This window comes from Solitalea canadensis DSM 3403, assembly GCF_000242635.2.
GTDB classification, from domain to species: domain Bacteria; phylum Bacteroidota; class Bacteroidia; order Sphingobacteriales; family Sphingobacteriaceae; genus Solitalea; species Solitalea canadensis.
Map to the genome: position 1 here is coordinate 1,534,900 of NC_017770.1, position 12,125 is coordinate 1,547,024.

Consider the following 12,125-nt stretch of genomic DNA (forward strand, 5'->3'; position numbering starts at 1 on the left):
CTTAAAATGAAGCCGCTAATGAAAAAGCTAAAATTAACCATTTACTTTAGTTTTACATATTGAACTGTTGGTCCAATATCATATTCCATTTCTTTCTCGAAAGATAATCCTGCTTTTTCAAGTACTCTGATCGATGCATGATTGTCAACATGGGCGCGACCCACAATTCGATCCATATTAAGGTGGTTGAAACCATAACTAAGTGTAGCTTTACTTGCTTCAGTAGCCATGCCTTGACCCCAATATTTTCTTAAAAAGCGGTATCCTAAATCAATATCCATGTATTCCGGAATGTACTTTAACCCGCACCAACCAAGGTACTCATTGGTATCTTTTAATAAGACAGTCCAGCGTCCGTAGCCACGGTCCTGGTATTGGGTATAATTTGTAATAAATGATCGGGCTTCATCGATTGAATTAAAAGGAGCGTCGCCGGTAAATTTTAAAACTTCCGGAGCTAGATTCAACTCAAACATTCCTCGAGCGTCTTCAGGTGTAAATTCTCTGAATAATAAACGATCGGATTCAAAAAGGATTGGAGCGTTGTTCATGACGAAATTATTTTATGTTGTTGTTAAATTACAAAAAATAACAAATCTTACAAGTTAATTCGGAATAAAAGATTGATTTTATGCAAGTATTTGAAATATATAATTGAATAAAGTAAAAATAGTTAATTTAAATTTTGTGTATATTGAGTGAGATAGGTTTGGGTCAATAAGAATCTCAATAGGTGATTGTGCCCTTCTGCTTTTTCGTTATTTTTCCATTATGAATAATTATGATCAGTTGGCAATGCATGAATTAGAGGTTTGGAAACGAAATATGCAACGTAAGCCCTCCATTACTGATCGCCTTTCAAAATCTGTTCAAATTCGCATGAACAGATTAATTCCGGAAAAAGTTCATCATACAATTACCCTTGCTATAAAACAAATGATGAGGGGCGTTCTAACAGGAGCTGAATTTGTTAATCCGAAACCTAAAGGAGAGGGGACTTTACAACAGCTAGAAGAAAAGGTAATGGAGCGTATCAATTTTTATAGTAAAACTGCCGCAGCAGAAGGAGCCATAACGGGAGCAGGTGGTATTTTACTGGGTTTGGCTGATTTTCCGATTTGGCTGAGCATTAAAATAAAGATGTTGTTTGAAATAACGGCTCTGTATGGTTATGACGTAAGCAATTTTAAGGAACGTATTTATATCCTGCATATTTTTCAATTGACTTTTTCAAGTCAGCAACATAGGAGGGAAGTCTATAAGATTATTGAGGACTGGCCCAATTACAGTAAGTATTTACCTGAGGATATTCACCAATTTGATTGGAGAAACTTTCAGCAGGAATATCGTGATTATATTGATCTTTCCAAGTTATTGCAGTTAGTTCCGGGCATTGGTGCAATAACCGGCGCTTATGTTAACCACCGTTTGACCAATAAATTGGGAGTAACAGCGATGAATGCTTATCGGATGCGAATAAATAAATCGTTGGCTATTGATGGCAAGATGCTGAATTAAAAAGTGTCAGGTTGAAAAGTAAATGATATTTTTCAAGAAGCTCCAAAGATGTTGTATCCGGCTGATTCTCAAAATGAATATAGCTATAGAAGAGACTCCATCGCCGTCTGTCTTCAGCTGACGATATAAATTAGAATAAATGAAAAGAGCTGTCTCATCAGGTTAAACCAGGACGGGACAGCTCTTTCACTATTGAATTGATCAAGAAAAAATCTTAAAACTCTGCATTTTTAGGTGTACGAGGGAAGGCAATTACGTCACGGATGTTTGTCATTCCTGTAGTAAATAATACCAAACGCTCAAATCCTAAACCAAAGCCTGCGTGCTCAGCACTACCGAATCTACGTGTATCTAAATACCACCATAATTCTTCTGCAGGTATACCCATATCTTTCATGCGGGCTGTGAGTTTATCTAAACGCTCTTCACGTTGAGAACCTCCAACTAGCTCGCCAATTCCAGGAACCAATATATCCATTGCTCTTACCGTTTTACCGTCTTCATTTAAGCGCATGTAGAACGACTTAATGTCTTTAGGATAATCAGTAAGAATTACCGGTTTTTTGAAATGCTTTTCTACCAGGTAACGCTCATGCTCCGATTGAAGATCTGCTCCCCATTCTTCTATGATGTACTGGAATTTTTTGTTTTTATTTTGTTTAGAGTTCTTCAGAATATCGATCGCTTCTGTATAAGTAATACGCTCGAAATCGTTGTTGGTAACAAACTCTAATTTTTCGATCAAACCTAATTCGCTACGTTCGTTTTGAGGTTTTTGTTTTTCCTCTTCAGCCAAACGTTGTCCAAGGAATTCTAAATCTTCACGGTTGTTTTTAAGTACATAGCCAATAACATATTTAATGAACTCTTCTGCAAGGTTCATGTTATCAACTAAATCATAAAACGCCATTTCAGGCTCAATCATCCAAAACTCCGCTAAGTGGCGGGTAGTATTTGAATTTTCTGCACGGAAAGTAGGACCGAAAGTGTAGATTTCTCCGAATGCCATAGCGGCTAATTCTCCCTCTAACTGACCAGAAACGGTTAAATTGGTCGCGCGTCCAAAGAAATCTTGTTTATAATCGATTTCTCCTTCTTCGTTGCGTGGTGGATTTCCAATATCAAAAGTAGTTACTTTGAACATTTCACCAGCTCCTTCGGCGTCTGAAGCCGTTAGGATAGGAGTGTGCATGTACACAAATCCTTTTTGGTTAAAGAATTCATGAACAGCAAATGCTAAAGCATGACGTACACGAAAAACTGCACCAAAAGTATTAGTACGGAAACGTAAGTGGGCATTTTCACGTAAAAACTCCAGGCTGTGTTTTTTAGGTTGGATAGGATATTCTTCCGGATCACAATCACCTAAAATTTCAATACTCTTTACCTTAACCTCTACCTTTTGGCCTTTGCCAAGCGATTCAATTAATTCGCCAGTAACAGAAACAGCCGCACCGGTGGTAATGCGTTTCAGCAACGATTCATCGGTATTATTAAAATCAACAACAGCTTGTATATTATTAATAGTCGACCCGTCATTGAGCGCGATGAATTGGTTGTTGCGGAAAGTGCGCACCCAACCTTTGATAGTCACCTCCGATCCAAAAGCTGTGGATTCAAGGACTTCTTTGATGCGTGTTCTTTTTACCATTGTAAATTTATATGTAAATAGTTAATGGTTAATAGTTCATTGATCATAGCAATATGCTATATCTATTAACCAGCAACAGCAGTTATAGCTTTTACTATAACTGCTGTTAAATATTTATTGAAGTTATAGCCATAGTATTGCAACTATGAACTATTAACCATGATCTATGAACTGTTACGCTAAAACCTTAGTAACAAGTTCAGCAGCGTCTTTTAATTGAATAGCCGAATAAACCTTCAATCCAGATTCGTCGATTAATTTTTTAGCTTCAACAGCGTTAGTTCCTTGTAAACGAACAATGATTGGAACCGGAATATTGCCAATGTTTTGATAAGCGTCAATAACACCTTGAGCAACACGGTCGCAACGAACGATACCACCGAAAATGTTGATAAGGATCGCTTTAACGTTAGGGTCTTTCAAAATGATATGAAAAGCCGCTTCAACAGTTTTAGCAGAAGCAGTACCACCTACGTCAAGGAAGTTAGCAGGCTCACCACCAGCTAATTTGATGATATCCATAGTAGCCATTGCTAAACCAGCTCCGTTAACCATACAACCCACGTTACCATCTAATTTAACGTAGTTAAGGCTAGATTTACCAGCTTCCACTTCAGTAGGATCTTCTTCTGATTCATCACGCATAGCAGCGATATCAGCATGACGGTACAATGCGTTCTCGTCAAGATTTACTTTAGCGTCAACAGCTAAGATTTTATTATCAGAGGTTTTAAGAACAGGGTTGATCTCAAACATTGATGAATCTGTTGCCTCGTAAGCTTTATATAAAGCAGCAACAAACTTAACCATGTCTTTGTGAGCATCACCGCTTAAACCTAAGTTGAAAGCAATTTTACGAGCTTGGAAACCTTGTAAACCTACTTTAGGATCGATTTCTTCTTTGAAGATTTTCTCAGGCGTGTGTTCAGCCACTTCTTCGATATCCATACCACCTTCGGTAGAATACATGATGATGTTACGACCTTTAGCGCGATCTAACAAAACACTCATGTAAAACTCTGAGGTTTTGCTTTCGCCAGGGTAATAAACATCCTGCGCAATTAACACCTTATTTACTTTTTTACCCTGAGGACCGGTTTGAGGAGTAATCAACTGCATTCCGATAATTTGTTCAGACAGTGATTTAACATCATCTAGCGATTTAGCCAACTTAACACCTCCGCCTTTACCGCGGCCTCCGGCATGGATTTGGGCTTTAACAACCCACCAGCCTGTACCGGTTTCGGCTTGTAATTGTTTTGCTGCTTCAACGGCTTGTTCAGGAGTATCGGCTACGATGCCTTCCTGAATTCGAACTCCAAAACTCTTCAGAATGGATTTCCCCTGGTATTCGTGAATGTTCATTTGCGGATAAATTTTCTTTTTTCGGAAATAGCGCAACAAAACGGCGCTTTTCTTATTGTGCCGTAAAAGTAGTATTTATAGCTAAGTTTTAAAACCTGTGATTGAATTTTTAAGGCTATTTTTACTATTAAAATATACACACGCTCAGTGTATTGGTGAAGTGCTATTTGTAATTGTTTGTTAAATAGGAAGATAGATGCTTTAAATCAGTTTTTTATTCAGTTAAATTGATAAGGAACCGCTTTTATAAACAAGCCTTTCATAGCCTTTAATATTTTCATAAGACCATTGAATATCTAGTTTTTTCCCTTTATACGCCTGAGGATTTGCTTTCAGTTTTTTAATCAACTCATCTGCTTTTATAATATGAAGAATTACTTTGTAACTGTTAGCATCAGCCTTTCCCAAAATAAGGTATTCATTGTTTCCTGATTTTTTAATCTCCATGAAAGGTAAATCAAACACTCCGCTACAGTCAATGGCATTTTTTAGAAAATCAGCTTTTGCTGCAAAACCTAATGTATCTGCAACAAATGGCGTAAATGGTTTCTCAGTCAGTTTACTTTCTAAATTGCTTTTTCGCTCTTCTGCTTTAATTACTTTGAGATCGTTTAAATAAACCTTTGCTTCCGTAAATTGGTTATTGCTTCCCATTGAAGTTTTTTCAGCTAGTTCAGCAAACACAGGTTTATCATTTTCCAAGAAAACATTCAGACGTCTGTATCCAACCTCCCCACTGTGACCTTCTTCAAATAATGCTACTTGCTTATTGTCCTTGTAATAAACACTAACATCAAAGGTATAATCGCCCAAACTATATTGTAAGCTTCTTTTGTAATTGAGTGTTGGAATCGCTGATTTGATGGAAGCAACATATTTATCTATGGCTGAAGTGACAGCTTTATCATCTATTGCTTTTACTTGTACGGAATCCATTGGAGTGGTTTTATCTTTTTTCTTTTGTTCTCCTGTACAAGCGATTGCTAGTAGTGCCAAACTTGTTAAAATGATCAGTTTTTTCATAAAACTAAGGTGTTGTGCACTTAAAAATACTTATTTCCTTATATAAAAAGGCAAGTATTTAGTGGATTCATGAATGTAATTGTAATCAGAATTTTGTCATTTTGTACTAAACTTATTGCATTTATCTATGTATTCTCGTGCAACATTTTACATAAAATTGAGTCTGTATGCCACAGGGCTTTATGACTTTTTATTCACATTTATCAGGTGTTAATTCTTTTGTTTTAGCATTTCGCAGCTTAAACATTGCTTCATTTCTTTTTTGTAAGCTATATGTGTGCCTTTTTTTAATTATAGGTTTAACAAGTAGGGTGTATTCGCAAAAAACGTTGTCGCCTGGTGATATACCTAAAAAAACGCTTCAGGCGTTGAGAGTTGAAAAAGCACCAAGAATTGATGGCGTTTTGGACGAAGAAATTTGGCTCAGAGCCATACCGGCTACTGATTTTATTCAAACACAGCCTACTGAAAATACTAAAGCTTCCTTTGCTACCGAAGTTCGTATTGCCTATGATAATACAGCGATTTACATTGCAGCCTTGATGCATGATCCATCACCAGATAGTATCCTTCATGAGTTTACTAAAAGAGATGAAAATGGCAATGCTGATGAAGTTTATTTTTCGTTTGATACTTATTTTAATCAGCAGAATGCGGTAACATTTGGTGTTTCTGCGGCCGGAATACAGATAGATGAGCGAATTGGGACCTCAAGCGCTACCAATAATAATAATAACACGGGAAGGGTGTTTGATGTTGTTTGGGACAGTTATGTAAAGATTAATGATAAAGGCTGGGTGGCCGAATTACGGATTCCTTATTCAGCATTGCGCTTTCCTAAAAGTAAAGACCAGAAATGGGGCTTGGAGATTCAGCGTAATATTCGTCGTACGCGTGAACAGGATTTATGGCAGTACATTCCTCAGAATACACAAAACAGTATACCTTATTATGGAATTCTGGAAGGGATCACTGATGTTGAACCTCCGCTTCGTTTATCTTTTACTCCTTATCTGGGAACTACATTCAGCCATTTTCCACTAAATACTGCTGGTAAAAATAACCTGAGTAAGTCTTATAATGCAGGAATGGATTTTAAGTTGGGCTTAAATGAAAACTTTACGTTGGATGCAACATTAGCCCCTGATTTCGGACAAGTTGCTTCGGATAATAGGATATTAAATTTATCAGCGTTTGAAACGGAGTTTGCCGAACAACGACCTTTTTTTAAGGAAGGGATGGAGTTGTTTACGCTTGGCGGGTTATTTTATCCGCGAAGGATTGGAGCCCAACCGCGTAAGTTTTATGAAGTGGATGATATGGAAGATAATGAAGGGGTAAGAATCATTGAAAATCCGGCTCAATCGCAAATGTTAAATGCAACCAAGATATCTGGTCGTACTCAGAAAGGATTGGGAATAGGTTTGTTTAACGCAATTACCAATTCAATGTATGCGGTGGTGGAAGATAATAAAGGAAACAGAAAGGAAATCAGAACCGAACCATTGACCAATTATAATATCATTGCAATTGATCAGACGTTGCCTCATAATTCGTCGGTTAGTTTTATTAATACAAATGTTAATCGTTTTGATGTTCGTGATGATGCTAATGTTACTGGTTTAGGCTTTAAGCTGGGTACAAAAAGTAATAAATACCAGATCGATGGTTTTGGGGCCTACAGTCATAAAACATTGCCTGATGATAGTATTAGCAATGGTTATCGGTATGCTGTAAATGTGGCTAAGATTTCAGGTAATTTTAAATTTAGACTTACCCAACTGGTTGAAAGTGATAAATACAATCCGAACGACTTGGGGCTTTTATTTAGTGCCAATGAGTTTACGCATTCATTTTTTACTTCCTATGAACAGTTTAAGCCTAAAAATAAGAATGTGCAAAACTGGGGCTTATACAGTTTTAATCAATATTCAAACACGTACAAAACAAAGGAGTTTCAATACTTTCTGACTAATCTTGAATATGACATTCTGTTTAAAAGTCGGTTCTTCTCGTTTTTCTTTGTTGAATACAAATCTGATTTTAATGATTTTTATGAGGCACGCACTCCGGGAAGAGTTTATAAAGGTCCGGGTTATATAGGTGGAATTGTCGGAATATCAACAGATTATCGTAAGCGTTTGGCTGCTGATGCAAGAATTGCTTATTTCGATACGCACGAATTTGATATGCCTTATTATGAATTTAAGCTATTTCCTCGCTTTCGTTTTAATGATCATTTATCAGTGTTTTATGAATTTATTTACAGTGATGATTATAGCAGGGGATATGCAGGTAAAAGCGATGATGAACAATCAATCTATTTTGGTGATCGGAAAATTTATACTTATACCAATGCTTTAACCGGACAATACGTATTTAATCAGAATATGTCCCTTAATCTGAAAGCTCGTCATTATTGGTCGACTGTCAATTATTTGAAGTTCTTCGATTTAACTAATGATGGTTACATAACGCCTAATCAAAGTGGTTATTCTACCGATAATCAAAATGTAAATTTCTTTAACATTGACATGGTTTATACCTGGCGTTTTGCTCCGGGTAGTGATGTGGTATTGGTTTATAAACAAGCAATTGAGAAAAATGATGCGATACAGTCGACTAGTTTTTTCAGGAACTTTGGAAATGTAATGAGAGCTGATAAATTGAATACGGTAAGCTTAAAAGTACTTTATTTTCTCGATTACCAGAGCTTAAAGAAAAAACATAAAGTCAAAGCCTGATCGTTTGTCGAATGTCATTTTTTCGATTGAAACTTCATTGCTACAGTTTCTGTGATTAATATTGCGGCAAACTGTTGCAATCATGATTAAAAAATACGGACAAAGCCTGATCGGTCGATTCAGAGCAATTGCTTTCTTAGAAGGAGTTTCATTCCTGTTATTGATGTTTATCGCAATGCCAATTAAATACCTTTTGGATTACCCGCAAGTAGTTAAAGTTTGCGGTTGGTTCCATGGATTATTATTTATTGCTTATATTTTACTATTGATTCAAGTAGTTATTGAATATCAATGGAAATTCGGGCGTTCGTTTTGGGCATTCATTGCTTCATTATTGCCATTTGGCACGTTTGTATTAGATCACAAAGTGCTAAGCAAGGAGCATGAGTTAGTTCAGAGATCATAGTTGATAGTTGATAGTTGATAGTTCATGGTTCATAGTTCATAGTTCATGGTTCATAGTTCATAGAGAGGTCCATAGTCCATAGACCATAGACCATAGTTTTAGATAGCTAAAGAAATTATACTTTTTACTAATAAGTTAATTTATAATGGCAAATGTTCTATACGCTATAGACCCTGAACTATCAACTATGAACCAGTTTACGCAAATGCTATTGACTATGGACCATGGTCTAAAAAAACTATGAACTATCAACTATGAACCATCCGCTATGATTTTTTAACTAAATTTGGCATATGCTAAAAGCGCAAAATCTTCATAAATCTTACGGAAAGTTAGAGATATTAAAAGGCGTTGATCTTCATGTAAAAACAGGAGAGGTTGTATCAATTGTAGGGGCATCTGGTGCTGGTAAAAGTACATTACTGCATATTGTTGGTACACTTGATAATGCCGATAATGGTTCTTTAATTATTGATAACATTGATGTTTCAAAACTGAATTCAAGGAAAATCAGTGAATTTAGGAATCAAAAAATCGGTTTTATCTTCCAGTTTCATCACCTTTTACCAGAATTTACGGCACTTGAGAATGTGTGTATTCCGGCATTTATAGCCAAACAATCTCGCAAAGAAGCCGAAAAATATGCACATGAATTACTTGAATTACTAGGTTTAAGTCATCGCTTACAACATAAGCCAACGGAACTTTCAGGAGGAGAACAACAACGAGTGGCTGTTGCCCGTGCATTAATCAATAAGCCAGCTATTTTACTTGCTGACGAACCTTCCGGTAACCTTGATTCTGCAAATGCAAAAGAACTTCATCAGTTATTTTTTGATTTAAGGGATCGCTTTAACCAAACAATTGTAGTAGTAACACACAACGAAGAATTAGCCGGTATGGCCGACCGTGAGTTGCTAATGAAAGATGGGAAAATTGTTTATTCGCATGAAACAGTAATTGATCAATAAACTGTTATTTATTAATGCAAACCAACTTATTACTTACCGGGGCCTCATTGCCCCAAACAGAAAGATTTTATACGGTGCTTAATTCAGCACATAAGATATACCTTTCCGATTCATTAGCACTATCAGGAGATACATTTATACAAATCCCATTATCGGATGATGGGGCATTCGCTCATAAGATTCTGAAAATCTGTCTGGATCATGATATAAAAGTGGTTGTTCCTCAATTAAAACAAGAACTGGAAGCTTTAGCATCTGCTAAAACACTGTTTTCAGAATATGGAATAGCCGTCTTATGTCCATCAAAAAATATTCTTGACTTACTTAATGATAAATCCAGGTTGTACAATAGACTAGAGTCAGAGGGCTTTGCAGTTCCTGCTATTAGTAAGCTCGACAAGTTTGATTCTTTTGTTTCAACAATGCTAAAACTGGGATACCCATCAAAAAAGATTAAGGTAGAACCTATTTCGAAAAGATTGAATAGCGATTTTAGAATAGTTGATGATAGTGTTGATGCTTACAGTTCCCTATTTCCAAATTTGCAAAATCCGTTAATATCGTATACTCAATTGTCGAAATTGCTATCAGCTGATAACTTTCCTGAGTTATTATTATCAGTATGCATTGATGGTGCATTACAATCACAGATCGGTTATTATGAAAAGGGTACTTGCAAAACAAATACGTACGAAGATCCGGAGCCACTGAACATGATCTTAATGCAGTTGTCATCTTCCATTGCTGACGTTTTAAATTTAAATGGAAGTTATCAGTTAGATTTTGTTCAAACGGAGGCAGGTTTTTATTTTACCGATTTAAAATGGATGATGGAGGAGGAATACCTCTTAGTATCTATAAAGAATGAATTAGCACAATTGGATTAAGATGCAGCAGATTATTGATAAATATCCTTCTAAAACAACCTTTGTTTTCGATTTAGACAATACTATATTTCCTTCCAAAGATTATGACCTGCAGGTTTATTACCTGTTTGGTGAGTTTATGGAATACACCCAACCGGGAATACAGGAAGGCAAGCGAATTTTAAATTACCTGGCGCAAAAGCAGGGCACCACAGATCGTGCGGAGTTGATCGATGCAACCATTGATCACTTTGCTATGGATCCAATGTTCAAAGAGAATTTTGAACGATTGTTTCGTATTGCCCGAGTTCCTCTTAAGTTGTTAATGTACCAGCAAACACTGGAGTTTATGCAAACATTAGTAGCGGACCGCAAGCGATTGTTTATTCTTACTGCCGGTGATCCGGAGGAACAGCTAAATAAAATTAAGCAGATCGAATGGAATGGACTCGAAAAGTATTTAACAGTTTATTTTACCGAAGAATCGGAAGATAAATCAGTTAAAACAACGCTTGATAAATTATCGAAAGAATATAATTTAACCAATGACGAGATGCTGCTTGTTGGCAATGAGTCATTCAAGGTTAGCGGTATAGATCTGTTACTTGTAGGAGATCTGGTAAAAATTTAAAAATAGACCCTGCCGATTGAGCAGGGTTTATTTTTATTGTTTGAAATGATTTATAATCATTGTTTCTGATTCCTCTTCTGTATTTTCCTTTAGTTCAACCGTTACTTCAAGTACAGAATTTTCTTTATTTCTGGGTAAAACAGGAGCTGCTCCACTAATTCCTACGCCTAAACAAGCTATAATAATTAATAGTGATAGACCGACCAGCTTTAACCCTTTTTTAAGTTTTTGCATAAACTCAAAAGATTAAGCATTCTTATGGTTAGGATAATAAAATAAATAGCCGAAGGGCTAAAATAGGGGAGAGATTAAACTTCTGTTTCGTTCTTGAAGCTTTGAGGAATTGTTTTGATGTGGTTTAGATCGATTTTATTGGTTTCAATAATTAGGTTTTTAAAGGAAGCATGTTGTACCTTAACGAGGTTGTTGAACGAGAACAGGTTCATTAACTGTACTTTTCTGTTGGTTAAAGTGAATGAGTTTTTTGACCAATATGAATAATAGGCGCTTTTAAAGGAAAGAGTTCGTTTTAACTGAGGATTTGGAGCAACAATTAATTCGGTAGTTGTACCTGTAGAGGAAACGGAAGAAGAACCGACTGCAAAACCTTGAAAAGTAAATAAACTAAGTAAAAGGGTGATTGAAAATACCCATTGAAATAGTTTATTCTTAGACGGTTTGCGTTGATCCATCATTTTGGCGTTATATCTTACTAACTTTTATAATTCGAACGGGGCAAGCATTAGCTGCAATTTCTACCTGTTCAAAAACAAAATCATGCGGTAAACGAACGGTATGAAATCCCTTTTTATCTATGGAATGAAGCAAATTAGATTTTCCGTCTTTTTTCGACATGCGAAAATGCTCCGGATCCAATTCCGCACAATAATTACACCCGATACATTTTTCCCGCTGAAGAGTTACGATTACCATTCTTAATATTACGAGTT

13 protein-coding genes are annotated in these 12,125 nt (G+C 36.2%); 6 read left to right on the forward strand and 7 right to left on the reverse strand.

All coding sequences use genetic code 11. From position 1 onward, the window contains the following. Positions 1-41 precede the first annotated feature (41 nt). Positions 42-551 carry a GNAT family N-acetyltransferase gene (locus SOLCA_RS06235; RefSeq protein WP_014679596.1) on the reverse strand — a complete coding sequence of 170 codons (510 nt, stop codon included), beginning with the start codon at positions 549-551 and terminating at the stop codon, positions 42-44. A gap of 220 nt (positions 552-771) precedes the next feature. On the opposite strand from SOLCA_RS06235, the gene SOLCA_RS06240 reads away from it, so the two are divergent. Beyond that, complete coding sequence (locus SOLCA_RS06240) at positions 772-1,518, forward strand: EcsC family protein (RefSeq protein WP_014679597.1); 747 nt, start codon at positions 772-774, stop codon at positions 1,516-1,518. Positions 1,519-1,732: 214 nt separating this feature from the next. Here the strand turns inward: SOLCA_RS06240 and asnS are convergent, their stop codons facing one another. From asnS to SOLCA_RS06255, 3 genes are all read right to left on the reverse strand, one after another. Then, positions 1,733-3,169: an asparagine--tRNA ligase gene (gene asnS / locus SOLCA_RS06245; protein ID WP_014679598.1), complete on the reverse strand. Its 1,437-nt coding sequence runs from the start codon at positions 3,167-3,169 to the stop codon at positions 1,733-1,735. A gap of 174 nt (positions 3,170-3,343) precedes the next feature. Further along, positions 3,344-4,534, reverse strand: coding sequence for an ADP-forming succinate--CoA ligase subunit beta (sucC, locus tag SOLCA_RS06250; RefSeq protein WP_042479425.1), 1,191 nt, complete (start codon positions 4,532-4,534; stop codon positions 3,344-3,346). A gap of 222 nt (positions 4,535-4,756) precedes the next feature. Next, a complete protein-coding gene (locus SOLCA_RS06255; protein ID WP_014679600.1) occupies positions 4,757-5,557 on the reverse strand; it encodes a hypothetical protein in 801 nt (266 codons plus the stop codon). Between the two features lie 311 nt (positions 5,558-5,868). Here SOLCA_RS06255 and SOLCA_RS06260 point away from each other — a divergent pair, with 311 nt between their 5' ends. The 5 genes from SOLCA_RS06260 to SOLCA_RS06280 all read left to right on the forward strand — a co-directional run bounded on the left by SOLCA_RS06260 (position 5,869) and on the right by SOLCA_RS06280 (position 11,175). Beyond that, positions 5,869-8,301, forward strand: a complete 2,433-nt coding sequence (locus SOLCA_RS06260) for a DUF5916 domain-containing protein (protein WP_157604523.1) — start codon at positions 5,869-5,871, stop codon at positions 8,299-8,301. An 82-nt stretch (positions 8,302-8,383) separates the two neighbouring features. Next, positions 8,384-8,707 (forward strand): DUF3817 domain-containing protein, encoded by a 324-nt coding sequence (locus tag SOLCA_RS06265; protein ID WP_014679602.1) that lies wholly within the window; start codon positions 8,384-8,386, stop codon positions 8,705-8,707. A 293-nt stretch (positions 8,708-9,000) separates the two neighbouring features. Further along, positions 9,001-9,678: an ABC transporter ATP-binding protein gene (locus SOLCA_RS06270; protein WP_014679604.1), complete on the forward strand. Its 678-nt coding sequence runs from the start codon at positions 9,001-9,003 to the stop codon at positions 9,676-9,678. 14 nt (positions 9,679-9,692) lie between these two features. Beyond that, positions 9,693-10,565 carry an ATP-grasp domain-containing protein gene (locus SOLCA_RS22195; RefSeq protein WP_014679605.1) on the forward strand — a complete coding sequence of 291 codons (873 nt, stop codon included), beginning with the start codon at positions 9,693-9,695 and terminating at the stop codon, positions 10,563-10,565. A gap of 1 nt (position 10,566) precedes the next feature. Continuing rightward, the gene (locus SOLCA_RS06280; RefSeq protein WP_014679606.1) at positions 10,567-11,175 is read left to right on the forward strand and encodes an HAD hydrolase-like protein; all 609 of its coding nucleotides are present in this window, start codon (positions 10,567-10,569) and stop codon (positions 11,173-11,175) included. A 33-nt stretch (positions 11,176-11,208) separates the two neighbouring features. Here the strand turns inward: SOLCA_RS06280 and SOLCA_RS06285 are convergent, their stop codons facing one another. The 3 genes from SOLCA_RS06285 to SOLCA_RS06295 form a co-directional block, all read right to left on the reverse strand. Continuing rightward, positions 11,209-11,409: a hypothetical protein gene (locus SOLCA_RS06285; protein WP_014679607.1), complete on the reverse strand. Its 201-nt coding sequence runs from the start codon at positions 11,407-11,409 to the stop codon at positions 11,209-11,211. A gap of 74 nt (positions 11,410-11,483) precedes the next feature. Then, entirely contained in the window at positions 11,484-11,870 is a 387-nt protein-coding gene (locus tag SOLCA_RS06290; RefSeq protein WP_014679608.1) for a hypothetical protein, read from the reverse strand. A 7-nt stretch (positions 11,871-11,877) separates the two neighbouring features. Next, on the reverse strand, positions 11,878-12,108 hold the full coding sequence (locus SOLCA_RS06295) for a ferredoxin (protein ID WP_014679609.1): 231 nt from the start codon (positions 12,106-12,108) through the stop codon (positions 11,878-11,880). Positions 12,109-12,125: the final 17 nt, after the last annotated feature.

Excerpts from the sequence above, each read along its gene's own strand:
- asnS (WP_014679598.1), bottom strand. The coding sequence starts at position 3,169 with ATGGTAAAAAGAACACGCATCAAAGAAGTCCTTGAATCCACAGCTTTT.
- SOLCA_RS06270 (WP_014679604.1), top strand. The coding sequence starts at position 9,001 with ATGCTAAAAGCGCAAAATCTTCATAAATCTTACGGAAAGTTAGAGATA.
- SOLCA_RS06285 (WP_014679607.1), bottom strand. The coding sequence starts at position 11,409 with ATGCAAAAACTTAAAAAAGGGTTAAAGCTGGTCGGTCTATCACTATTA.
- SOLCA_RS22195 (WP_014679605.1), top strand. The coding sequence starts at position 9,693 with ATGCAAACCAACTTATTACTTACCGGGGCCTCATTGCCCCAAACAGAA.
- SOLCA_RS06235 (WP_014679596.1), bottom strand. The coding sequence starts at position 551 with ATGAACAACGCTCCAATCCTTTTTGAATCCGATCGTTTATTATTCAGA.
- SOLCA_RS06265 (WP_014679602.1), top strand. The coding sequence starts at position 8,384 with ATGATTAAAAAATACGGACAAAGCCTGATCGGTCGATTCAGAGCAATT.
- sucC (WP_042479425.1), bottom strand. The coding sequence starts at position 4,534 with ATGAACATTCACGAATACCAGGGGAAATCCATTCTGAAGAGTTTTGGA.
- SOLCA_RS06255 (WP_014679600.1), bottom strand. The coding sequence starts at position 5,557 with ATGAAAAAACTGATCATTTTAACAAGTTTGGCACTACTAGCAATCGCT.
- SOLCA_RS06280 (WP_014679606.1), top strand. The coding sequence starts at position 10,567 with ATGCAGCAGATTATTGATAAATATCCTTCTAAAACAACCTTTGTTTTC.
- SOLCA_RS06295 (WP_014679609.1), bottom strand. The coding sequence starts at position 12,108 with ATGGTAATCGTAACTCTTCAGCGGGAAAAATGTATCGGGTGTAATTAT.
- SOLCA_RS06240 (WP_014679597.1), top strand. The coding sequence starts at position 772 with ATGAATAATTATGATCAGTTGGCAATGCATGAATTAGAGGTTTGGAAA.
- SOLCA_RS06290 (WP_014679608.1), bottom strand. The coding sequence starts at position 11,870 with ATGATGGATCAACGCAAACCGTCTAAGAATAAACTATTTCAATGGGTA.